This is a genomic window from Mesorhizobium silamurunense (genome assembly GCF_014843825.1).
Classification (GTDB): Bacteria; Pseudomonadota; Alphaproteobacteria; order Rhizobiales; family Rhizobiaceae; genus Mesorhizobium; species Mesorhizobium silamurunense.
Genome location: NZ_JHQR01000025.1, coordinates 1 through 22,887 on the forward strand (window position 1 = coordinate 1; position 22,887 = coordinate 22,887).

Genomic DNA, 22,887 nt, shown 5'->3' on the forward strand with positions numbered 1-22,887 from the left:
TGACACAACTCGCCTCATATGAGGGGGGCCTGCGGTGGGCAATGACGGGCTGTGCCGGACCTCTGCGATTGCCGAGATGAATCGCAGTCCGCTATGAGAGAGTTCCGCCAACCATCGGGCCAAGGACATGCCATGAGCGAGCTAAAGATCAGAACCCGCACGACCCGCGCGCTTGCGGTCCTGCCGCAAGGCGGCCTGCCTGTCGTCACGACGCCGACCGGCGGCGCCGTCGATGTGGTGACGTCGGTGAGCGCGGCGGGCTTCAACCCGCTCGATCTGCTTTACGCCTCGCTTGCAGCCTGCATGGTGCTCAGCGCCCGCATCGCCGCAACGCGCCTCGGCATCGCCGACCGGCTTGGCGAGGTGAGGGCGGATGTCAGCGGCGGGAAGGCGAAGGACGAGCCCTCGCGCGTCGAGACGTTCAATATCCGGCTGGAAATCGCTGGCGATCTCGACGCGGCCACCAAGCAGCGCATCGTCGAGGATGCCGAGACGATCTGCACCGTCTCCAACACGCTGCGCGGCGCGCCCGAATTGCGCGCAACGCTGGGGTGAGGGCACCCATGGCGCATCTTGCCCCGATCGACTACGCGACCGCTTCCGCCGAAATCCGCGCCGAGCACGACCGGGAGCTCGAGCTGCGTGGTCGCATGACCAACATGAAGCGCATCCTGCTTCGTTCGCCGGCCGCGCACCGCATCTATGCCGAATGGTTCACGCTGCGCGATCTTCTCAGACCCACGCTCGACGACCGCGCCATATGGCTGTTCTCGATGGCGATCGCCGAGACGATGCGCGCCGAGATCCCCGTCACCTTCTTCCGTCGCGCGCTGATCGATTCCGGCCTCGATCCAGAGGCGATCCAGCCCACTGCGGAGGAAACCCTTCTGATCGAATTCGGCAAGGCGGTTGCTGCTGACGCCAGCACCGTTCCCGACGCGACCTGGGCCGCGCTCAAGGCGCGCTATGACGAGACGCTGCTCGTCAACCTCACCGCCTTCGCCGGCATCATGGTGGCGACCTGCGTTTTCACCAATGCGGTGAAGGTGGACCTCGATCCGGAGCTGGAGGGGTATCGTCGGAAGGTAGGCGACTAGCGACGGAGAGCCGATCCCCCCCCTTGCGGGGGAGATGCCCGGCAGGGCAGGGGGGGTGCTGTCCCGCCGGCCTCTCCTCAAAAATAGCGATCGCTTCCGGAAGTTGCTCCGCTTGGACACGATAAGCTGCGGAGAGTTGCGTTCCTTCACACCCCCCTCTGGCCTGCCGGCCATCTCCCACGCACGGGGGAGATTGCAGCTTCATCGTCGCCATCTTGTCATGAAACGGGTGGTCCGCTCCCGCTGCTCGCCCCATCTTCGGGACAAGTAAGCGATGGAGCCAAACCGATGACCATCCACTCCCTGAACACCAAGCGCGCCGGCCGTTCCGCCGAATCCCGTGTCGAAGCGCAAAACTGGCGCGCGCTGGTCTCCGAGCTCAACGCCCAGGGCTGCGCCGTCATGCTGGGTTTGCTTTCGTCCGAGGAGTGCGCCGACATCGCCGCGCTCTACCCGCATGATGAGCATTTCCGCAGCCATGTGGTGATGGCACGCCACAGTTTCGGCAAGGGCGAGTACCGCTATTTCAAGTATCCGCTCCCGGACCTGATCGAGGGCCTGCGCACCGCGCTCTATCCGCGGCTGGCCACCGTCGCCAACGACTGGAACGAGAAGATGGGCGCCTCGCTGCGCTACCCGGCCGACCACGCCGCTTTCCTGAAGCGCTGCTGCGACGAAGGCCAGACCAAGCCGACGCCGCTGCTTCTCCAATACGGTCCCGGCGACTTCAATTGCCTGCACCAGGACCTCTACGGCGCGCTCGCCTTTCCGCTGCAGGTGGCGATCCTGCTGTCGGAGCCGGGAGAGGATTTTACCGGCGGTGAGTTCGTGCTGACCGAACAGCGCCCGCGCATGCAGAGCCGCGCCGAGGTGGTGCCGCTGAGGCGCGGAGACGCGGTGATCTTCGCCGTGCACAACCGTCCGGTGGAGGGCACGCGAGGTTATTATCGCGTCAACCTGCGCCACGGCGTCAGCCGCCTGCGCTCGGGCAGGCGACATACGCTCGGTATCATCTTCCACGACGCGAGGTGACACCCTCCGAGGAGAGGCGGCTTCTTTCGCCTCTACGTTCCCGGCCGGCGATAGCGGATCGATTTCGCCTTGCCGAGCGCGTCCATCGTCTCCTCGACGCTGAGGAGGACTGTGGTCTCGCAGGTGCTGAGCGCCCCTCCGGCACCGATGGCGAGCACGACGGACGCCATCGAAACATTGTCCGGCGCCTCCCACAGGTTCCAGCCGTCGTGTTCGCCGAACGCGTACCAGAACCCATGCAGCTTTCCACCCACCGATTCTATGTATGAGCTGGCTGCCTTGCGGCGATCCTCGGGGTTTTCGATCATGCGCGCCCATGTCTCGGGCGTGTAACTGAAGCGCGTAAGGTACATGGCCATGGTTGACCTCCCTGCCAGAGCCCATCGACTGGTTGGCTCGAGCAGTAAGCGCTCGATTGGTCGGCGACGCGAATCAATTTCACCGCGGCTCGGGTGCTCCTTTCGGAGGAATAGCTTGAGCGCCGGATGCGGCGCTTCGGCCTCTTCCCTCCGCAGCCTCATTCGCGTATGGCCCCGGGCAAAATCCCTCCACCTCAGCGCAGCTCCCCGGACCGCCCCATGATCCGTCTCGAAAATATCGGCAAGCAGAACGGCCGTCAGATCGTCTTCATCGAAGCCTCGGCTGCGCTGCAGAAGGGCGAGAAGATCGGGCTTGTCGGCCCGAACGGCGCCGGCAAGACGACGCTGTTTCGTATGATCATCGGTCAGGATCAGCCCGACGAAGGTCAGGTCTCGGTCGATCGTGGCGTCACCATCGGCTATTTCAGCCAGGATGTCGGCGACATGGGGGGATTAAGTGCCGTCGCCGAAGTCATGGAGGGTGCGGGCCCGGTCAGCGCGGTGGCCGCCGAGATGCGCGAGCTCGAGCACGCGATGGGCGACCCCGACCGCGCCGACGAGATGGATGCAATCATCGAGCGCTACGGCGAATTGCAGCACCGCTTCGAGGAGCTCGACGGCTATGCGCTCGATGGCCGGGCGCGGGAGGTGCTGGACGGCCTCGGCTTCTCCCAGGAGATGATGGACGGCGACGTTTCAAAACTCTCCGGCGGTTGGAAGATGCGCGTCGCGCTCGCCCGCATCCTGTTGATGCGGCCCGACGTCATGCTGCTCGACGAGCCGAGCAACCATCTCGATCTCGAAAGCCTGATCTGGCTGGAGAAATTCCTGAAAGATTACGACGGCGCGCTGCTGATGACCTCGCACGACCGCGAGTTCATGAACCGCATCATCTCCAAGGTCATCGAGATCGACGCCGGCGCGCTCGCTTCCTATTCCGGCAATTACGAATTCTACCAGGAGCAGCGGGCGCTGGCCGACAAGCAGCTGCAGGCGCAGTTCGAGCGCCAGCAGGCGATGCTGGCCAAGGAGATCGCCTTCATCGAGCGCTTCAAGGCGCGCGCTTCGCATGCGGCGCAGGTGCAGAGCCGGGTGAAGAAGCTCGACAAGATCGACCGCGTCGAGCCGCCGAAGCGCCGCCAGACGGTCGCCTTCGAGTTCCAGCCTGCGCCGCGCTGCGGCGAGGACGTGGCGACGCTGAAGAACATCCACAAATCCTACGGCAACCGCTCGATCTATTCAGGCCTCGACTTCCAGATCCGCCGCCGTGAGCGCTGGTGCGTGATGGGCGTCAACGGCGCCGGCAAGTCGACGCTGCTGAAGCTGGTCGCCGGCGCCTCCGAGCCGGACGAGGGGACTGTCGCGCGCGGCCCGAGCGTCAAGATGGGCTATTTTGCCCAGCACGCCATGGAATTGCTCGACGGCGAGCGCACCGTCTTCCAGACGCTGGAGGACTCGTTTCCGCAGGCCGGCCAGGCGCCGCTCAGGGCTTTAGCTGGCTGCTTCGGCTTTTCCGGCGATGAGATCGAGAAGAAGTGCCGCGTGCTGTCGGGCGGCGAGAAGGCGCGGCTGGTGATGGCGCTGATGCTGTTCGATCCGCCGAACCTTCTGGTGCTCGACGAGCCGACCAACCACCTCGACATGGCGACCAAGCAGATGCTGATCGAAGCGCTCGCGCAATATGAAGGCACGATGCTCTTCGTCTCGCACGACCGCCATTTCCTGGCGGCGCTGTCGAACCGCGTGCTGGAGCTCACACCCGACGGCGTCCACACCTATGGCGGCGGCTATACGGAATATGTGGCGAGGACCGGCCAGGAAGCGCCGGGGCTCAGGGGGTAGGGGAGAGCGGGTGTCGGCCCAAGGCGGGTACCAGCCCTTGGCCGCTTTGCGCGAGATCCAGACATTCGAGCGAAGTTTGACCGTGCGTTGCCCCGCCAACCTTGACATTGCCGCGGCTCACCCATGCAGTCTGGTGGCGCTCGTCACGAACAAGTCGAGATTGCCGTTCTCCGAAATCCGTGAGATTCTTCCAGAAGCCGCACGAAAATAGCGTGCGAAAAACAAAGCGTCCCGACCTTTTCGGCGGGCATCGAAGCACATCACAGGTCGTGCCCCTGATTGTCGGTCGGGTTGCTTAACCCGCCCAGGGAGGACGACAATGACCTTACGGCCGGACCCGACTTTCCACGCGACCGCCAAGCTCGCAATGCAGGCGCCAGTCGAAAACTTTGCCTACACTTTGATGTTGAGTGCGGACTTCTCTCAGCCTGATGGACTCGCAATAGTTGACGTAAACCCGGAGTCGAAGGACTGCGGCAAGATCGTCCACAGCGTGACAATGCCGAACAAGGGCGACGAGTTTCACCACTTTGGCTGGAACGCTTGCTCTTCGGCCCTGTCGCCGCTGAACGGCCATCCGTTTCTCGAGCGCCGCTTTCTAATAATCCCCGGCATGAGATCTTCGCGCATCTACGTTGTGGACACCAAGGGCGGCCCGAGCAAGGCCAAGATCCACAAAATCATCGAGCCGGAAGAAGTATTTGCCAAGACCGGCTATTCCAGGCCTCACACGATTCACTGCGGCCCGGAAGGCATTTATGTCTCGACCCTTGGCGGCGGTGGCCCTGACGGCACCGACGGACCTCCCGGCATCTTTGTCATGGATTGCCAGACGTTCGACGTCATCGGGCGCTACGAGATCGATCGCGGGCCACAGAACAAGCAGTATGATTTCTGGTGGAACCTGCCGCGCGACTACATGGTGTCGAGCGAGTGGGCGCTTCCGCCCCAGTTCGAGAAGGGCATCGTCCCGGAAGATCTCCTGTCGAACAAATATGGACACCGGGTGCATTTCTGGAATCTGCGCGAACGCAGGAACGTGCAGACCATAGATCTGGGAGCCAATCACCAGATGGCACTGGAAGTCCGCCCCGCCCATGACCCGGTAAAGGAATACGGTTTCATTGGGGTGGTCGTCGACACGACAAACCTCGAGGGATCGATCTGGACATGGTGGCGCGAGGACGGCAAATTCCATTGCGAAAAGACGGCCACTATCCCGCCCGAGCCAGCCGCGAAGGATGACCTGCCCCCGCTTCTGCAGGGCTTCGAGGCGGTGCCGCCGCTAGTAACTGACATAGACCTGTCGCTCGATGACCGCTTCCTCTACGCATCCTGCTGGGGCACCGGCGAGATGCGCCAGTATGACGTGGCCGATCCGATGCACCCCAAGCTTGCGGGGTCCGTCCATATTGGCGGCATCGCGCGCAAGGCCAAGCATCCCGGCGGCGACTACAGGGGCGGACCGCAGATGGTCGAGATCAGCCGCGACGGCAAACGCGTTTACTGGACCAACTCGCTCTATTCGACCTGGGACGACCAGTTCTATCCCGATGGTATCCCGGCAGCCATGGTCAAGGCCGATGTCGGCGAGAACGGCGGGATCACCTTAGACAAAGACTTTTATGTCGAGTTCCCCGAGGGGTATCGCTCGCATCAGATTCGTCTGGAAGGCGGCGATTGCTCGACGGATTCATTCTGCTATCCGTCGGTGTAACCGGCTGCGCGGGTCGATGAAGCGATGGTCGAGTTGACGACGGCCGGCCTCTGGCTGGCGGTCATCGCCAGCGGCATTTACCACGGCATCAATCCCGGCATGGGCTGGCCGTTGGCCGTCTCGGCCGGACTGTTTAGCAGACGTGCCGGCGGATTGTTCCGGGCGCTCGGGCTTTTGGCCATGGGACACTTTGCGGCCATGGTTGGTATCCTGCTGCCCTTCGGCGCGATGCTGACGCTGTTTGTCTGGGAACGACAGGTCCGCATCGCGGCGGGGTTGATCGCGATTGCCGCCGGCATCTATCTCCTGATCAACCGGCGCCACCCGCGTGTTCTTGCCCGGATCCCGCCGGGACAACTGGCCTTGTGGTCCTTCGCTGCCGCCACTGCGCATGGCGCCGGGCTGATGCTGGTGCCGATTTATCTGGGCCTGTGCCAGGCAGGCGACCTCGACGCTGGACACCAGGCGGCTGCCACGCTCATGACCGGTAATCTGATCACCGCCACCGCCGTCTCCGTCGTCCATACGGCCGCCATGATTTCAAGCGGCGGCGTTATCGCCATTGCCGTCTATCGATGGCTCGGACCGAAGGTCATCTCACAAAGCTGGTTCAATCTCGACATTGTGTGGGCCATAAGCCTGATCCTGGTGGGAGGAGTTGGGATCGCAAGCATCGGATTCGCTCGATGAGTTGTACGCATTTGGCGAAGTCATTCTCCCTTTCTGCGAATGTCAGAGAAGGGGGGAAGCTGCCGTTCGCAAATGTCCAATCCTTGCAAAAGCGACGGAACGCAATGCCCGGCTCTTTGCCGGTGCACGGCTTCGCATCCGTAGTGATGCCAATCGGTATCAAGCCACGATGCTGTTCGTCTCGCACGACCGCCACTTTGCTGGCCGCGCACTCCAACCCACGTGTTGGAGCTGACCCCGACAGCATCCACATCTATGGCGGCGGCTACACCGAATATATCGCCAGCACCGGCCACGAAGCGGCGGGGCTGAGAGGGTAGGGGAAGACGCAGGCTCTATGCGGGTGAGCGCCAGCCCCAATCACCCCTTCGCCAACCCGCGCTCGATCAGCCGCGCAAGCCGCGCCGAGAACGCTCTGGCGTCGGCCGGCTTGTCGCCGTCGAGCACGCGCGCCTCGTCGTAGAGCAGATGCGCGGCGTCTTCCTTGAAGGCGCGTTCCTCCTTGCCGAGCTTTGCCAGCGCCGCGACGCGCTCGTGCCGAGGGTTGATCTCGAGGATCGGCTTCGCCGCCTTGTCGAGGCGGCCGGCGGCGTTGAGCAGCCGCTCGAACTGGCGATCGGGGCCGTGCTCCGGCGCGACCAGGCAGACCGCGCTTTCGGTCAACCGGTCGGAGGCCTTGACGTCCGAGACCTCGTCTCCCAGCGCCGTCTTCACAAACGCCAGGAAGGTCGCGATTTCAGAGGACATTTCGGCCTCGGGCTTCGAACCAGTGTCGAGCAGCGGGATCTCCGAAAGATCGGCGGCACCCTGCGTCACCGATTTGAACGCCTTGCCCTCGAATTCCGGCGCCATCGTCGTCCAGAAACTGTCGACCGGGTCGGTCAAGAGCAGCACTTCGATGCCGCGCGCCCTGAACCCTTCGAGCTGCGGCGAGGCTTCGAGCCGGGCGCGGTCGTCGCCGGCCATGAAGAAGATCGCCTTCTGCCCTTCCTTCATCGCGGCGACATAATCGGCGAGGCTGCGCAGCGTTTCGCCGGAAGTGGTCGAGCGGAACCGGGCGAGCTTCAGCAGCTGTTCGCGCCGCCCGTAGTCCTCGTAGAGCCCTTCCTTGAGCACGACGCCGAAATTCTCCCAGATCTTGGCGTAGCCTTCGGCGTCGTTCTCGGCTGTTTTGGCGAGGTCGCCGAGCACGCGGTTGGTCACGCCCTTGCGGATTGCGGCGAGCAGCGGGCTTTCCTGGATCATCTCGCGCGAGACGTTGAGCGGCAGGTCGGCGGAATCGACCAGGCCGCGCACGAAGCGCAGGTAGCGCGGCAGGACATCGGCATCGTCGGTGATGAAAACGCGCCGCACATAAAGCTTCATGCGGCCCTTGCGGTCCTGGTCGAAGAGGTCGAAGGGACGCGAGCCCGGCACGAAGGCGAGCACGCTGTATTCCTGCCGGCCCTCGGCGCGAAAATGGATCGTGGCGGCCGGCTCGTCATACTGGCCGGCCACGCTGCGGTAGTAGTCGGTGTATTCCTCCGGCTCGATCTCGCTCTTTTGCCTCACCCACAGCGCCGTGCCGTCGGCGATGTCGCGCGGCTCGGCGCCAGGCTTCTCGACAAGCGCGATCGGCACCGGCACATGGCCCGACTGCGATTTCGCCAGCCCCTCCAGCCGGTAAGGCGTGGTGTAGGAGGTCGCATCCTCCATCAGATGCAGCACGACGCGCGTGCCGCGCTTGGGTGCTGCGGTGAGCGGCACCGGCGCGATCTCGTAGGTGCCCTTGCCGTCCGACGACCAGCGCCAGGCTTCCTCGCTGCCTGCCTGGCGGCTGATGACGTCGACATGATCGGCCACCATGAAGGCGGAATAGAAGCCGACGCCGAACTGGCCGATGAGTGCGGAGTCTTCCGGCGCCTTGCCGGCCTCAACCCGTTCGATGAAGGCGCGCGTGCCGGAGCGGGCGATCGTGCCCAGCGCCTCGGCCATCTCGTCGCGGCTCATGCCGATGCCGTTATCCTCGACGGCAAGCTGCTTGTTGTCGGGGTCAGCTGAAATGGTCATGCGCGGCTTTGCGTCCTCGCCCAGCAATTCGGGGCGGGTGATCGCCTCGAAACGCAGTTTTTCGCAGGCGTCGGCGCCATTGGAGATCAACTCGCGCAGGAAGACGTCCCGGTCCGAATAGACCGAATGCACCATCATGTGCAGCAGCCGCGAGACATCCGCCTCGAATGTCCTGGTTTCCGTCTTGATATCCGTCATCTAAACTTTCCCACGTCTTCTTTTGCCCGTCGCGCCGAAACGCGTCCAGGATCTCATCCTTCGACCATTTAATTGTGCCGGCGGCGACCGGCCGGGACCGCCCTCGGTACGACAATATCGTGACGAGACGCGAACGCAACAAGAGGTTGGGTTGCGAGGTCGATGGCGGGTGAGCGTTCGGGCGCTTGCGAGGTCGAAAAAGGCACTTGCCGCGCCTGGCGGAGATGCCGCTGGCGGAACCTCGCGCAAGCGTCTGGAAATCCATGATAACCTTAATTTCTTCCTTCTTTTGGTCAGGCTTCCCGTGCGGGACGTAAAGGGATAAATTAGTAATTCGTTAAGTAATACGGCGGGAGTGAGCGTAAGAGGTGTGCCGTCATGAATTTCAAATCCCTGATCAAGCGTGCCGAAGACGTAGACAAGGAATTTCAAGAGCTCCAGTCGGATCTGGCGGAGGCTTTCGAGGAATGTCTTTCGGCTGACGAACAGACGTCCGTGGACGACGATGCGGCCGCCGATGTGGCGGCAAGCGACGAGGATCCGCCGGGGGAGGCCCAGCCCGAGGCTTCCGCCTCGCGGCTGACGCCGCACACCCAGACACGGTTGGCCGCCTTGGAAGCCGTTGCCGGGCTTTTCCGCGACGGACAGGGCCATCTGGAGGAGATCGGGGCGAGGCTGGCAGAGATCGGCACCGCGCATCAGATGACACGCGATATCCTGAACGTCCTGCATCGCGATGCGCTCCGCGCCAATGAGCTGGAGCTGGAGAACGCCGCTCTGGGCGCCGAACACAAGGCCTTGTCGGAGCAACTGCTCGACGCCGCCAGGAAGCAGCGCGAACGCGACGGCGCGGCCGAGGCCTGGCAACAGCGCGAGGCAAGCCTTGTCCAGGACCGGGAGTCGCTTCGCGAGGCGCTTGCGGCGGTGCGGCTTGAGCTGGTCGAGATGGGCAATGAGAGCGCCAGGCGCGAGGCGGAGTTCGGCGAGATCGTCAAGACGCTGACGGCCAAGACCGTTGAAGCCGACAAACGTGCTGCCGAGAATAAGCTGCTGCGTGAAAAGCAGGTCGGCCTTTCGGTCGACCTTGAGCAGGCGCAAAAGCGCGAGGCGGAAGCCCGGCACAAGTTCGAGGAGTTCGCGGCCACCCACGCCAACGAAACCGCGCGAATTGCCGAGCTGATGGCCCAGATCGGCAATCACGAAAAGGAAGAGGCGCGGCTGCAGAAGTCGCTCGAGATCACGCAGGCCAAGCTTGCAGAGATAACCGAGGCGGCCAGCATCGCCGAAAGCGATGGTGCGTCGGAGCTGGCGCGGATTCAGGCGGAGCTGCGCGGCTTGCGCTCCGAGATCCAGGAGCTGCAATCGCGGCTGGAGCAGGCCTCCAACGACAAGACCGAAGCCGCGGCCGAGAAGATGAGGCTCAAGGCACGGTTGAACGATGCCGAGACAGAACGGCAGATCGCTGAGGAAATGCTTGCCGTTCTCAGGAACGAGAGCGAAATCGACAAGAAGAACCTGTCGGTGGTCAGCACCAACCTATCGCAGCTTTCGCTGCAGCAGGCGTCCGAGCAGATCCAGCTCGATATCCAGAAGCAGGAATGCGAGGATCTGCGAGCCGAGATCGCGACGCTCAATGCCCGCATCAAGGAGCTGCTGCCTTACGAGCGGCTGCACCGGGTGACGGATGCGAGGGCGCGCAAGGACATTGTGCCGGTGAGCAACGGGATCATCGCCGAGGCCGCGCGCCCGACCCCACGGCGCAACAGCCGACGCATGCGCGCCAACGCAAGCTGAGATCGGGGAAGCGCCTGCGTTACTGGCCGGCCATATGGTCGGCCAGTTGCTGCACCTCTGCAAGCAGCGCCGGGAAAGCCGCATCGTTGGGCAATCGCTCACCCATGCAGGCGCGATAGTCGCCGTCGCCTTTTTCCCAGGCGGCATTGGCGGAATCATAGGCCTGCTGGTCCTTGAGGTCCGACCCCTGATAGGTCTCCTGGAATTTCTGGGCAGTTGCATCCGCCGCGGTCCAAAGCGCCTCGCAGGCGGCGATCTTTGGCACGGGCGGTGACGCGGGCGCCTCGGCGATCAGGATGCGGTCGCCCTTGACCACCGCGACGACGACCTGCTGGTCGTAGATCGGCCCGACGTCCTGCGTCCAGCCGCCAAGCCGGGCGACAGCGATATCGGCGCCGTCAGGCTTCTTCAGCGAAAAGTCGAGCGTCTTCACGAAAGCGGCGTCGGCGCCGATGGCCTGGGTGTAGAAGGCATCGAGCTTCAGCGCCTCGTCGATGCCCGTTGGCAGCCTGAGGCTTTCATCGTCCTCGTCAGCCTTGGACTGCAGCCAGCGCCCGACGAGCCCGCGCGTCGTCGCCACGATGCTCGGGCCTTCGTCGCTCTTGGCGTAGCGCAGCCCGTCGAGCATGCCGAAGCCGATATCGGTAGCGCTGAGGCTTTCGAGGTTGATCGTGCCGGTTGCCGGAAAATCCTTAACGGAAAGCGGACCGAGAACGGCGGAAAGACGCTTTTCGAGATCGGCCAGCGCCTTGGTGTTCGCGGCATCGAGCGTTTCCACCTCAGCGTTCGAGCTCTCCAGCGCCGCGATGTCGGAAATCGCCTTGTCGCGCGTGGCGATGTAGTCGTCCTCCGGCGAGGCCGCGAAACCCACGCCGCCCGCGAGCGCGAACAGAAGCGTCCAGACCAGCCGCATTTGCACAACCCCAATTCAACGATCAAAGCCCTTGCGAGCCTTCACCCGACTTGGCGGCTTTTGCGTGGCGGAAACCAAGCGAGAACCCGAATCTTTATCCGACCTTTCGCTTCTCCACCTCGGCCTTCCTCAGCAGGAACCGCTGGATCTTGCCGCTCGGCGTCTTGGGCAGCTCGGTGACAAACTCGACCTCGCGCGGATAGGAATGCGCCGAGAGCCGTTTCTTCACATGCTGCGCGAGCTCCTCCGCAAGCGCCTCGCTGCCCAGGAACGCCGGCGCCAGCACCACGAAGGCCTTGACGATCTCGGTGCGCTGAGGGTCGGGCACGCCGACCACCGCCGCCTCGTTGACCGCCGGATGCTCGATCAGCGCACTTTCGACGTCGAAGGGGCCGATGCGGTAGCCGGCCGAGGTGATGACGTCGTCGGCGCGGCCGATGAAGGAGACCGAGCCGTCCGGCTCATATTCCACCGTGTCGCCGGTGCGGTAATAGCCGCCGGCGATCGCCGGCGTCTCCGCCTGGTGGTAGCCGTCGAACCAGCGCAGCGGCGAGTTCGCGATATCGACCGCAAGCACGCCCGGCTGGTTGGGGCCGAGCTCGTTGCCCGCCTCGTCCAGCACCACCATGCGGTAGCCGGGCATGGCGAAGCCGGCCGAGCCCGCGCGCACGGTGTGCGCCAGGCCGTGATGGTTGTTGATCATCATGCCGTTCTCGGTCTGGCCGTAATGGTCGTGGATGGGCGCGGCGAGATGGGCGTCGAACCAGCGGATCACTTCCGGGTTGAGCGGCTCGCCGGCGCTGCTCACCACGCGCAGTTTTCCTTTGACGCGGGCCGCCGCTTCGGGCCCTTCCGCCATCAGCAGGCGATAGGCTGTGGGCGAGCCGGCGAGGCTGGTGACACCGAGCCGCTCGATGATGTCGTAGGTGCTCTTGGCGTTGAAGGCGCCTTCGTAGAAGGTGGTGGCGATGCCGAGCTGCAAGGGCCCGGTGATGGCATAGTAGAGCCCGTAGGCCCAGCCAGGGTCGGCGATGTTCCAGAAGACGTCGTCGGCGCGCAGTCCGATCGCATCGCGCATATAGGTGCCGAAGGCGAGCAAGGCGTTGAGCGGCACCGGCACGCCCTTGGGGTGGCCGGTCGTGCCGGAGGTCGACATCATCATGAAGAGGTCGGAGCCCTTGCGCATCACGGGCTCGCAGTCGGGGGAGGCGGCGGCGGTTGCTGCGCGAAAATCGATGTCGCCTTCGGGCAGGGTGTCGCCGGGGGCGAGGATAGTCGCGATGCGCGGGTGATTTTCCACCTCGTCGAGCTTGCCGCGGTTTGCCGGATTGGTCACCACCAGCTTCGCCTTGCTGTAGCTCAGCCTATGCTCGATCGCCTTCGGGCCGAAGGCGGTGAACAGCGGCTGGTAGACCGCGCCGACGCGCCAGGCGCCGAGGATGAGCGCGACCAGTTCCGGGATGCGCGGCAGCATGCCGGCCACGACATCGCCGGGGCGGACGCCGAGGTCCTTCAGCAGATTGCCGAGGCGGCCCGACCTGTCGGCCAGGTCGTCGAAAGTATATTCGCTGAGTTCGCCGCCGGCCGAGATCGCGCGCAGCGCCAGCCGGTTCTCGCCGGTATAGCGGCCGCAGCATTCGAAATAGGCGTTGATGCCGCTCGCCGGATCGCCGTGGAGCCTGGCGATCTCGTCCTCGATGCGGAAGCGCCGCACTGCATCCTCATAGCGCGGCACCGCCGCTGGCGTCCTGGTCATGGCAATCCTCCCTGGGTGGCCTGCCATCTCCCCATGGCGGGCTGCTTAGGCAAGGAGATTGCCCGAAAACGGCGCGCGGGTCGATTGCGGCGAAAGTCGGGGAAGAGCGTCGTTCTCCCCGTTAACGGGGAGAAATGCCCGGCAGGGCAATGAGGGGCAGCGCAGGCGCTGATGATTGGCGGCCAGCCTATTTTCGAGACTCGGCGCCGCCCCTCACCTGCCTGCCGGCATCCTCTCCCCATGAACGGTGAGAGGGGGCGCTCGCGGGCTTTCGCCACGCCTCCGATAAAGACTGATCGTCATCTCCTTGCCGACACCCGCCGGCGTCAGCACGAAATAATCATAGGTTACAATCTCGCCCGAAGCACTCCTAAGCCCCTTCGACCAGATCGGTGCTTCCTCGACCCGCATCTCGTCCCATTGCCGCTCGAATTCCGGGCTGAGCGCCATGAGCGGGTCGATCACGGCCCGGATGTCGGCCGCCGCCGCGAAGCCAACCGTCGCGGCGCGGAATTGCGCGATGGCAGATCGCGCCACGACCTCCCAGTCGGCGAACAGGGTGCGCCAGGCCGGATCGAGGAAGAACCGCTTGAGCAGGTTGCGCTGCGCCGGATCCTCCGGATCGAAGCCGCCGAACAGCGCTGCCGCCTCGTCATTCCATGCCGCGAAATCCCAGGCGCGGTTGAGCGCATAGGCCGGATTGGGCGAGAACGCCGCAAGCAGCTCCGCTATCCGCGGGTCGGGCGAGGGGCCTTCAGACCGGGAAGCCTCGGGCAGCCATTCCGGCTTCGCGAGCTTGAAGAGGTGCTCGCGCTCGACCGGCAAGAGCTTCAGCACATCGGCGAGCGCATTGAGCACATGCGCGGAGGGGTTGGCCTCGCGCCCCTGTTCCAGCCATGTGTACCAGGTGGCGCTAATGCCGGCGAGCAGCGCTACCTCCTCGCGCAGCAAACCGGAGGCGCGCCGTCGCGTGCCGATGCTGATGCCGTGTCGCGAAGGTTCCACCCGCTCGCGCATGGCGCGCAGGAAACGGCCGAGCTCCTTGCGCCTGTCCGCCTCAGCCGTCCGTTCCAGCATGTCCGTACCTCGAAAGGAGTAGCGGCGCTACCAGCAGCGCCACTCATCTTGTACCACCTGACTACCAGCATAAATGGAACGGCGCATCGGACAACATCGTCGCGTCACGGCGCGGCGACCTGACAAGGGACACAGGAATGAATGCGCTGAAAAAGATCAGGAACATCGACTACACCGTCATCTTCGCGCGCGACATGAAGCAGATGCGGCGCTTCTATGAGGACGTGATGGGCTTTCCCGTCCATTCGAGCCTGGGCGAGGGCTGGACCGCCTATCAGGTCGGCTCTTGCCTGCTGGCCCTGACCCAGCGCGGCATGATGTTCGACGATGCGCCGACGCCGGCGGCCGCGCTCTCGCTGCAGCTCGCCTTTCGCGTCGCGCCGGCCGAGGTCGACCAATGCGCGGATGAGTTGCGCGCGCAGGGTGTCGCCATCGAGATGGACCCGACCGACCAGCCCTGGGGCCACTGCACGCTGTTCTTCCGCGACCCTGACGGCAATGTGCTGGAGATCTATGCTGAGATCTAGCGATTAAGGCAGGGGCAACCCTTGCGCCTCCATGTGCCGCTTCCAGCGGCTGCGCAACTCTCCCGGCCGACAGCCGATACGTTCGTCGAGGAAGGTGGCGGCGATGATGCGGTCAGTGCGGAAATGGCGGAAGTCCTGGCGCAACTCGCACCAGGCTGCAAGCAGCCGGACTGTCTCGGCGTACCCAATCATCGTCGGCCAGATCACGCGCTCGCTCTCCTCGCGCAGCTCGTTGCGGTAGCGGATGCGGATCTTGTAGCCCTTGCGGATCGATGCGCGTGCCCGCGCGATGTCGAGCCCGTCCGGCAGGCTCGCCCGGCTGAGCGGCGCCCCGACGCTGGGCTGGCTGACGAAGGGGCGCAGCCTCTCCGGCACGACGGTGGCAATCTTGGCAATCAGGTCGCGCGCCGCACCCGCCAGCACCGCATCGCCCTTGTCGGCTACCCACTGCGCGCCGAGCACCGCCGCTTCCAGCTCGTCCGGTGTCAGCATCAGCGGCGGCATGTCGTAGTTGCGGTCGAGCACATAGCCGAGGCCGGCCTCGCCGCGGATGGGCACGCGCTGGCCGATAAGGTCGGCGATGTCGCGATAGACAGAACGGCGCGAGGTCTCGAGCTCCTCGGCGATCCGGCTGGCGGTGATCGGGCGGGTCGAGCGCCGGAGGATCTGGATGATCTGGAACAGTCTGTCGGCGCGGCGCAAGGCATGTCTCCTGTTGCCACTATGGTGGCAGCAGGGCTGGTCCACAAGTCGGGCATGGCGCCTCAAAAGGTGCGAACAACCGACGGAGAAGACTCATGAATTTCGTCTCGACCCGCATCATCACCGCCGACGTCAGGCGGCTGGTCGGCTTTTACGAGGAGGTCACCGGCTCGAAGCTCACGCTTTACACCGAGGATTTCGCCGAACTGATTACAGAGGCCGGCACGCTTGCCATCGGCAGCACGCGGACGCTGCAGCTCTTCGGCGGCGATCATGTCGCGCAGCCCGCTGCCAACCGGACCACGATCATCGAATTCCGCGTCGCCGATGTCGATGCGGAGTACCGGAGGCTCGCCGATCGCATCGCGGGCTCACTGGTGCAGTTGCCGACCACCATGCCCTGGGGCAATCGCTCACTGCTGTTCCGCGACCCCGACGGCAACCTCGTCAATTTCTTCACGCCGGTGACCGCCGAGGCGATCCGGAAGTTCGAGAGGTGACAAGGATTCTCGGAACTGCATCGCCGGGTCGATTGCGATGATAGTCGGGACAAGACTTGGCCCCGCCGGCGCCGGCCTGTAGCATGGCCAGGTGAATGCAGGGAGGGGACGCGAGCATGCGGCTTGATCGGAATCTCTGTCATTTGAGGATTTGGGCCTTCATCGCCGTCCTGGCGCTTTGGCCCCATGCGGCGCCGGCCGACCCCATCACGCCCGAGCGGATGACTGCCGCCCTGTCGAAGCTCCAAGCGCTGGCGCAAGGCATTGTCGCGGACGGTGCGGTGCCCGGTCTCGCCATCGCGGTCGTGCATGGCGACGAGGTTATCTTCCTCAAGGGGTTCGGGCATCGCGAGGCCGGCAAGCCGGAGGCCGTCGACGCCGACACCGTGTTCCAGATCGCGTCTCTCTCCAAGCCGGTCTCGGCAACCGTCGTGGCGGCGCTGGTCAGCGACGGGATCGTGTCCTGGGATTCCCGGATCGCCGACCTCGATCCGGCCTTCCGGCTCGCCGATCCATATCCGACCAGCGAACTTACCGTCCGCGACCTGTTCGCGCGTCGTAGCGGCATTCCGGGCACCGCCGGAGACGGTCTCGAGGACATCGGCTACGCCGCGCCGAGATCCTGCACCGCCTGCGCTTCGTGCCGCCATCGTCGAGCTTTCGCGCAGGCTACTCCTACAGCAATTTCGGACTGACCGAGGGTGCCGTCGCCGCCGCCAGACCGACGGGCAAATCCTGGGAGGAGGTCGCCGATGAAAAGCTTTATCGCCCGCTCGGCATGGCCACGACCAGCTCGCGTCACGCGGACTTCGTCAAGCACGCCAATCGTGCCGAACTCCACGTCAGGGTCGACGGCGCCTAGGCCCCGAAGATCAAGCGCGATCCCGATGCGCAGGCGCCCGCCGGCGGCGTCAGCTCCACCGCACGCGATCTGTCGCAATGGGTGCGGCTCGTCCTGGGCAATGGCGTCTATGCCAGCAAGACGCTGATTGCGCCCGATGCGCTCGACCAGACGCATGTGCCGCTGATGACGCGGGGCAAGAACCCCGTCTCCGGCGGCGAATCCTTCTACGGCCTCGGCTGGAATGTCGAATTCGGCCGGCACGGCCTGAGCTGGGGCCATGCGGGCGCCTTCAGCGTCGGCGCGCGCACCCTGGTGACGATCTTCCCTGAGCAGAAGCTCGGTATCGTCATCCTCACAAACGCTTTTCCGACCGGCGTGCCGGAGGGACTTTCCGACAGTTTTGCGGACCTTGTCTTCGACGGCGCGGTCAAGAAGGACTGGATCGCGGCATGGGACGGGATTTATGTCAGCTTGTTCGGTCCGGCGGTCGAGGCGGCCAAGGCCGCCTACGCCAAGCCACCGTCACCGGTACGACCGGCCGCGCCGATCAGCGCCTATGCCGGCCGCTACGCCAACGACTTCATCGCCGATGCGGCTGTGTCGGGTGGGGGAGACGGCCTTATCCTCAAGGTACGCCCGGCCGGCGCCCGGTCCTATTCCCTGACGCATTACGACGGCGATCTGTTCCTGACCTACCCCGATGCCGAGACGCCGGACAGACCAACGGGCGTGAGCTTTGTCGTCGGCCCCGACGGCAAGGCGTCGACCATGACCATTGATTTTCTGGACGAGAATCATCTCGGCACGCTGCTGCGCACCGGGGACTAAGTCGGCCCGATGGTCAGGATGCCTTGCCGTGCTGAAGCAATTTGAAGCAGTCGCCGCTGCCTGACCTCGATTGCGCGAGCACCGGTTTTGACCGGTCGATCCATTCCTGGTGCGACCTGGCATCCGCTTCGATCGCATCGGCCGGCGCAACGCTGACGAAGCCGCGCCCGTGGCTGAACAGCCAGCACGCGCGGCCAAGATGCCGCCTGGCGCGCTGGCGCAGCAGGTCGGCATCGTAGAAGATGTCGAGCACCTCCTGCTTGATCTTGCGCTCCCTGTCGGGATTGGCGACCGCAACCTCCACTGGATCGCCGCCGATCGCGTCCCGCAGGTCCTTGTAGTCGAGCGCGAGCTGGGTGGTGGCGTATTTGATCTCGCTCTCGTCGCGCACGATGTCGAACCACAGCCTGGGATCGAGCTCGTTGACGACGAAGGAGGATTCGAAATCGCGCGACAGGTTCAGCACCTCGAAGTCTCCGAGATCGATGTCGCGCTCGACCAGAAGGATTTTGGCCGCCTGCTTGCCAAGCTCTGCCCCGTGAATGCTGACGGCGGTGTTCTTCCCGCCGAGCTCGGGGCTGAGATAAGGTCCGCCCTCATCCAGCAGTTCATCGAATTCCCCAAGCGACTGAATGACCGGGGTGCCGCGGGCAATACGCGCGGCGAGCTTGGCGAGCACTTGCTGCAGCTCGGTCTCGCGTTTGCGCTGGTCTTGATAGTTCTGCTGGAAGAAGAAGATGAACAGCGAGACGCCGATGCCGATCAGGATCACGCCCAACTGCGAAAAGATGTTGCGGTAATATTCCAGCAGCTTTTCGCGATGACGCACGTCGTGGCGCACGCTGTGGGCCACGCGAAGGTTGACGATCAGCGACAGGATCAGCAGCCCTGCGCCGACCAGGACGAGCCCGCCGATGAGAAGGTAGCCATGGCCTGTGCTGAAATCCATTCGTGTCGCCCCGAAGCCCCGGATAGCGCAGACTAATAGCATTTCGCTAAAACAACTATCCGAATGGCGGAGGGCAGGGGAGCGAGGCGCAGCGTCTGCCTGTCTGCGGCAACCGCGGCGGTTGACCCCGCCACTTGTTCGGTCGATAGCTCCGCCGAAATTGCTTCCGAGAACTCCAATGACCTCAGACGCCAACCTCAAACAACCGGCCATCGCGACCGGTACCGCCTGGCAAGCCGACGTCCGCGCCGGCGTGCGCCATGTGCGCGACCTCGACCGGCTGCCGCTCTCGCCCGCCGAGCGCGCCGCCGCTCAAGCTGCCGCCGCCAGTCACAAGGTGCGCGTGCCGAAACCCTATCTCGACCTGATCGACTGGGATGATCCGAACGATCCGATCCGCGCCCAGGTGATCCCGTCGCCTGACGAGCTGATCGCCGCCGAAGGCGAGCTAGGCGACCCGATCGGTGACCATGCCTACAGCCCGGTGCCCAGGCTGACGCACCGCCATGCCGACCGCGTGCTTTTGTTCCCCACCTATCAATGCGCGGTCTATTGCCGTTTCTGCTTCCGCAAAGAGTCGCTGACTTCGATCGGCCGCGGCTATACGCGGGACGCCCTGGAGCCGGCGTTGGCCTACATCGCCGGGCACCCCGAGATCCGCGAGGTGATCCTGACCGGCGGCGATCCGCTGTCGCTGCCCGACAAGGCCCTGGCCGAAATCCGCGCCCGCATCGAGGCCATCCCGCATATGCGGCTCTTGCGCATCCACACCCGCGTGCCGGTGGCGCTGCCGTCGCGCATTACGGCGGGCCTTGTCGCCGCCCTGCAGGGAAGGCTGATGGTGACGGTGGTGACCCACTTCAATCATCCGCGCGAGATCACGCCGGACGCCGAAACGGCCTGCCGGACGATGCGGCAGGCGGGTTTTGTCCTGCTCAACCAGAGCGTTCTCTTGAAGGGCGTCAACGATCATGTCGAGGTGCTGGAAGAGCTCTGCCGCGAGCTGATGTATCGCCTCGGCGTAAAACCCTATTACCTGCACCATGGCGACCTGGCGCGCGGCATGGCGCACCGCCGCACCACGATTGCCGAAGGCCAGGCGCTGGTCGCCGAACTCCGCCAGCGCCTCTCCGGCATCTGCAACCCGACCTATGTCATCGATTTGCCCGACGGCGGCGGCAAGGTGCCGCTCGCGGCAAGCCATATCGAGGGCCGCGACGGTGAGACTTGGCGGATTCGTGGGCAGGACGGGAAGGTGAGGGACTATCGCGAGGTGGTCGGCTAGCGCCTTTCCTCTCCCCCCATTTCATGGGGGCGAGGAACTTTCACGGGGACGGGAACTTCCGTCCCGTGCCTGGCATTCTATGAGCGGGGCTTAAGGAGCGCAGCGTGAAGGCTTTGTTGGGAATTGTCGGCGGCTTCGTGCTGACCCTGGCCGTGTTCGTCAGCGGACTTGCCTTCGCCACCTGGCTGCTGGCCGCCAAACCGGTGCGCCAGGCGACGCCGGCGATCGGCGTCTCCGAATTGTGGACCAAGGACGCCCAGCCGGTCGATCCGGCGAAGCAGGATCTCGAGCGCATCCCGGCACAGCAGGCGGCCGGCGCGCCCGCCAAGGCCGGCGCCAAGGCAGATGCCAGCATGCAGACCACTGCTCTCGCAACGCCGCAACCCGCCGCGCCGCGGCAATTGCAGCCCTTGCCCGGTGTCGCCCAGCCCAATGCTTCACAGATGAGTCAGCCCGATGCCAATGCGGCCGCCCAGCCCTCCGAGCAAGCACCGGACCGGCAGGCCCGATTGCCCGCCGCCCATCTCGAGTGGTGCGCCAACCGCTATCGCAGCTATCGTCCGGAAGAAAACAGCTACCGCTCCTACAGCGGCGAACTGCGTCCCTGCGTCTCGCCTTATTTCGATCCGGGCGGCGACACTACCGCTTCGACCGACGCAGGTCAGAATGACCAGGCCGATCAAGGCGAGGTGACCGACGACCAGGCCGAGATGGAAGGCTACGCCCCCGCGCGGGACGGCTACGCCACCACCTATGGCGGCCCGCCAGAAGAGATTTCACCCGACGAGCAAGCCCCCAGGGATCAGCTTTTGGGTCGGCAGTTTTCGGGCGACCATATCGACTCCTGCTTCAGCCGCTACCGCTCCTATGATCCGCAGGACAACACCTACCAGCCTTTCGATGGCGGCCCGCGCCGGCAGTGCGAATAGCGCCGACGCCACTTCAGCGCGCCCCTGGACGTCTGCGATCGACGAAACCGTCGGCGAGAGCCTTCCTCTCCCCGTCTCTATACGGGGAGGATGCCGGTCCACCCTCCGCAGTTGCTGCGGAGGACGGGCAGGCAGGTGAGGGGCAGCGCCGTCGTTCGAGAGCTTGCGCTTGTTGTGCGCAGCCGCCGAGGTTCGCCCCCCACGGCTGCAGTGGACGCGGCGAAGCGGTTGTTGGCGGAGAGCGATTCCTCGCCGCCGATGCCGTGAGGACGGGAATCCAAGCTCAAGCAGCGTCGCGCTCCGTCACGCCCCCCTCTGTCCTGCCGGACATCTCCCCCGCAAGGGGGGAGATTAGCAGTTCGGCCGCGGCGCTTCTTCTGCAACGCCGGTGATTGGCGAGAGCCGATGCGACATCCGATCTCCCCCCTGTCCCGCCAGCCTCCCAGTGGTTGCTCTCGCGCTGGACGTGAGAAACCCTCCCGCAACCCGATACCGCGCAGAGACACGCCTGAAACACACCGGCGCCACAACCGGCATTCCTGCGAAACGCGGGAGCCGGATGCTCGCAGGCTAGCAACGCGGAGGAGCGCGCCGATGACACCCGACCAGATCAAGCTTGTGCAGAATAGTTTTCGCGAGGTGGTTCCGATCAAGACGGCCGCCGCGGCCTTGTTCTATGAGAAGCTGTTTGCCATCGACGGCAGCCTCAAGGCGCTGTTTCGCACGACCGACATGAGCAATCAGGGCGCCAAGCTGATGGCGGCGCTGGGCTTCGTCGTGCACGGGCTTTCCCGCGCCGAGACGGTCCTGCCCACTGTCCAGGATCTCGCCAGGCGCCATGTCGGTTACGGCGTTATCCGATCGTCGGCCAGGCGCTGATCGAGACACTTGACGCGGGCCTCGGCCCGGCCTTCACGCAGGAGGTTCGCGAGGCCTGGGAAGCCGCTTACGGCCTGCTCGCCAGCGTCATGATCGCCGCCGCCCGCGAAGTGCAGTTGGCGGCCTGAGTAAGCTTCGGTTCCCCGCCCGCTGGAGCGAGGGGTCGAGCCAAGCCGAGGCGGAGAGGGGGCTTTCGTACGGCAGTTCCTCCTCTCCGTCTTGGCTTTCGCTGAAGGGTTCTCCCCCATTTCATTGATTCGAGGAATGCAAGCCAGCGCCGCGTTCCGTCACACCCCCCTCTGTCTTGGCGGCTTCTCCGAGCGCAACGCCCTCACTCCCCCGAAACAATCTTCCCCGGATTCATCACATTCGCCGGATCGATCATCGCCTTGATCATCCGCGCCAACTCCCGCTTCACCGGGACGGCGTGGCGCTCGTAGGCCTCGCGCTCGTCGAGCCCCACCCCGTGCTCGGCCGAGAACGAGCCGCCGGCCTCGTTGAGCCCGGCATAGAGCACATCCTCGATCGCCTCGTGCCGCTCATGCGAGAGCGGCCCGTCGGTGTTGATCGAGATGTGCAGATTGCCGTCGGCGAGATGGCCGAACACATAGGGCGCGTAGGAAGCGTCGATCCGCTTCAGCCCCGCTTCGATGCGCGCCACATAGGCGTCCAGCGCGCCGCCCGGCACCGATACATCGAAAGAGGGCGGCAGATGGTGCATGCCGCTCGATCTGCTCCGTCTCCTCGCGTAGCCGCCACATCGCGGCCGCCTGCGCTTCAGAAGTTGCGACCAGCCCGTCGACGATTGCTGCCTCTTCCCAGATCGCCGCCAGCCCGTCCTCGAGCGTCGCCCGCGCCGCCTCCACGCTGTCGGCGCCCAAGCCCAGCACCAGCAGGCAGGGCGCCTCGAGCGGCAGGCT

At 64.8% G+C, this 22,887-nt stretch carries 19 protein-coding genes and 2 pseudogenes; 13 read left to right on the plus strand and 8 right to left on the minus strand.

Annotation, left to right across the window (positions count from 1 at the left end; translation table 11 throughout):
- The first annotated feature begins 132 nt into the window (after positions 1 to 132).
- From DH10_RS02690 to DH10_RS02700, 3 genes are all read left to right on the plus strand, one after another.
- Positions 133 to 555, plus strand: a complete 423-nt coding sequence (locus DH10_RS02690; RefSeq protein WP_192247542.1) for an OsmC family protein — start codon at positions 133 to 135, stop codon at positions 553 to 555.
- An 8-nt stretch (positions 556 to 563) separates the two neighbouring features.
- A complete protein-coding gene (locus DH10_RS02695; RefSeq protein ID WP_192384162.1) occupies positions 564 to 1,097 on the plus strand; it encodes a carboxymuconolactone decarboxylase family protein in 534 nt (177 codons plus the stop codon).
- A 288-nt stretch (positions 1,098 to 1,385) separates the two neighbouring features.
- Positions 1,386 to 2,129 carry a 2OG-Fe(II) oxygenase gene (locus DH10_RS02700; RefSeq protein ID WP_192384163.1) on the plus strand — a complete coding sequence of 248 codons (744 nt, stop codon included), beginning with the start codon at positions 1,386 to 1,388 and terminating at the stop codon, positions 2,127 to 2,129.
- Between the two features lie 32 nt (positions 2,130 to 2,161).
- Here DH10_RS02700 and DH10_RS02705 read toward each other — a convergent pair whose 3' ends face one another.
- A complete protein-coding gene (locus DH10_RS02705) occupies positions 2,162 to 2,488 on the minus strand; it encodes a GYD domain-containing protein (RefSeq protein ID WP_192247534.1) in 327 nt (108 codons plus the stop codon).
- 219 nt (positions 2,489 to 2,707) lie between these two features.
- Between DH10_RS02705 and DH10_RS02710 the strand changes: the two genes are divergently transcribed.
- The 3 genes from DH10_RS02710 to DH10_RS02720 all read left to right on the plus strand — a co-directional run bounded on the left by DH10_RS02710 (position 2,708) and on the right by DH10_RS02720 (position 6,737).
- On the plus strand, positions 2,708 to 4,330 hold the full coding sequence (locus DH10_RS02710; protein ID WP_192247531.1) for an ABC-F family ATP-binding cassette domain-containing protein: 1,623 nt from the start codon (positions 2,708 to 2,710) through the stop codon (positions 4,328 to 4,330).
- 319 nt (positions 4,331 to 4,649) lie between these two features.
- A complete protein-coding gene (locus tag DH10_RS02715; protein ID WP_192247528.1) occupies positions 4,650 to 6,047 on the plus strand; it encodes a selenium-binding protein SBP56-related protein in 1,398 nt (465 codons plus the stop codon).
- A gap of 24 nt (positions 6,048 to 6,071) precedes the next feature.
- Entirely contained in the window at positions 6,072 to 6,737 is a 666-nt protein-coding gene (locus DH10_RS02720) for a hypothetical protein (RefSeq protein WP_192247525.1), read from the plus strand.
- Between the two features lie 360 nt (positions 6,738 to 7,097).
- Here the strand turns inward: DH10_RS02720 and htpG are convergent, their stop codons facing one another.
- Positions 7,098 to 8,984 carry a molecular chaperone HtpG gene (htpG, locus tag DH10_RS02725; protein WP_192384164.1) on the minus strand — a complete coding sequence of 629 codons (1,887 nt, stop codon included), beginning with the start codon at positions 8,982 to 8,984 and terminating at the stop codon, positions 7,098 to 7,100.
- 378 nt (positions 8,985 to 9,362) lie between these two features.
- Here htpG and DH10_RS02730 point away from each other — a divergent pair, with 378 nt between their 5' ends.
- Positions 9,363 to 10,778, plus strand: a complete 1,416-nt coding sequence (locus DH10_RS02730) for a coiled-coil domain-containing protein (protein WP_192247519.1) — start codon at positions 9,363 to 9,365, stop codon at positions 10,776 to 10,778.
- A gap of 19 nt (positions 10,779 to 10,797) precedes the next feature.
- Here the strand turns inward: DH10_RS02730 and DH10_RS02735 are convergent, their stop codons facing one another.
- The 3 genes from DH10_RS02735 to DH10_RS02745 form a co-directional block, all read right to left on the minus strand.
- On the minus strand, positions 10,798 to 11,691 hold the full coding sequence (locus tag DH10_RS02735) for a hypothetical protein (protein WP_192247516.1): 894 nt from the start codon (positions 11,689 to 11,691) through the stop codon (positions 10,798 to 10,800).
- A gap of 94 nt (positions 11,692 to 11,785) precedes the next feature.
- Positions 11,786 to 13,447: an acyl-CoA synthetase gene (locus DH10_RS02740; RefSeq protein ID WP_192247512.1), complete on the minus strand. Its 1,662-nt coding sequence runs from the start codon at positions 13,445 to 13,447 to the stop codon at positions 11,786 to 11,788.
- A 213-nt stretch (positions 13,448 to 13,660) separates the two neighbouring features.
- Positions 13,661 to 14,524: a helix-turn-helix transcriptional regulator gene (locus DH10_RS02745; protein ID WP_192247509.1), complete on the minus strand. Its 864-nt coding sequence runs from the start codon at positions 14,522 to 14,524 to the stop codon at positions 13,661 to 13,663.
- Between the two features lie 137 nt (positions 14,525 to 14,661).
- On the opposite strand from DH10_RS02745, the gene DH10_RS02750 reads away from it, so the two are divergent.
- Positions 14,662 to 15,051 (plus strand): VOC family protein, encoded by a 390-nt coding sequence (locus tag DH10_RS02750; RefSeq protein WP_192247506.1) that lies wholly within the window; start codon positions 14,662 to 14,664, stop codon positions 15,049 to 15,051.
- Between the two features lie 3 nt (positions 15,052 to 15,054).
- Here the strand turns inward: DH10_RS02750 and DH10_RS02755 are convergent, their stop codons facing one another.
- Positions 15,055 to 15,753: a helix-turn-helix transcriptional regulator gene (locus tag DH10_RS02755; protein WP_192247503.1), complete on the minus strand. Its 699-nt coding sequence runs from the start codon at positions 15,751 to 15,753 to the stop codon at positions 15,055 to 15,057.
- 95 nt (positions 15,754 to 15,848) lie between these two features.
- On the opposite strand from DH10_RS02755, the gene DH10_RS02760 reads away from it, so the two are divergent.
- Entirely contained in the window at positions 15,849 to 16,253 is a 405-nt protein-coding gene (locus tag DH10_RS02760; RefSeq protein WP_192247500.1) for a VOC family protein, read from the plus strand.
- Between the two features lie 116 nt (positions 16,254 to 16,369).
- A pseudogene (locus tag DH10_RS02765) lies at positions 16,370 to 17,925 on the plus strand (serine hydrolase).
- Between the two features lie 13 nt (positions 17,926 to 17,938).
- Here DH10_RS02765 and DH10_RS02770 read toward each other — a convergent pair.
- On the minus strand, positions 17,939 to 18,874 hold the full coding sequence (locus DH10_RS02770) for a hypothetical protein (protein ID WP_192247497.1): 936 nt from the start codon (positions 18,872 to 18,874) through the stop codon (positions 17,939 to 17,941).
- A 178-nt stretch (positions 18,875 to 19,052) separates the two neighbouring features.
- Between DH10_RS02770 and DH10_RS02775 the strand changes: the two genes are divergently transcribed.
- The 3 genes from DH10_RS02775 to DH10_RS02785 all read left to right on the plus strand — a co-directional run bounded on the left by DH10_RS02775 (position 19,053) and on the right by DH10_RS02785 (position 21,967).
- Positions 19,053 to 20,159, plus strand: coding sequence for a KamA family radical SAM protein (locus DH10_RS02775; RefSeq protein WP_192247495.1), 1,107 nt, complete (start codon positions 19,053 to 19,055; stop codon positions 20,157 to 20,159).
- A gap of 137 nt (positions 20,160 to 20,296) precedes the next feature.
- A complete protein-coding gene (locus DH10_RS02780) occupies positions 20,297 to 21,088 on the plus strand; it encodes a BA14K family protein (protein WP_343221459.1) in 792 nt (263 codons plus the stop codon).
- Positions 21,089 to 21,682: 594 nt separating this feature from the next.
- Positions 21,683 to 21,967, plus strand: a complete 285-nt coding sequence (locus tag DH10_RS02785) for a globin domain-containing protein (RefSeq protein WP_376774851.1) — start codon at positions 21,683 to 21,685, stop codon at positions 21,965 to 21,967.
- 331 nt (positions 21,968 to 22,298) lie between these two features.
- Here the strand turns inward: DH10_RS02785 and DH10_RS36580 are convergent.
- Positions 22,299 to 22,857, minus strand: a pseudogene (locus tag DH10_RS36580) (FAD-binding oxidoreductase).
- Between the last annotated feature and the right edge of the window lie 30 nt (positions 22,858 to 22,887).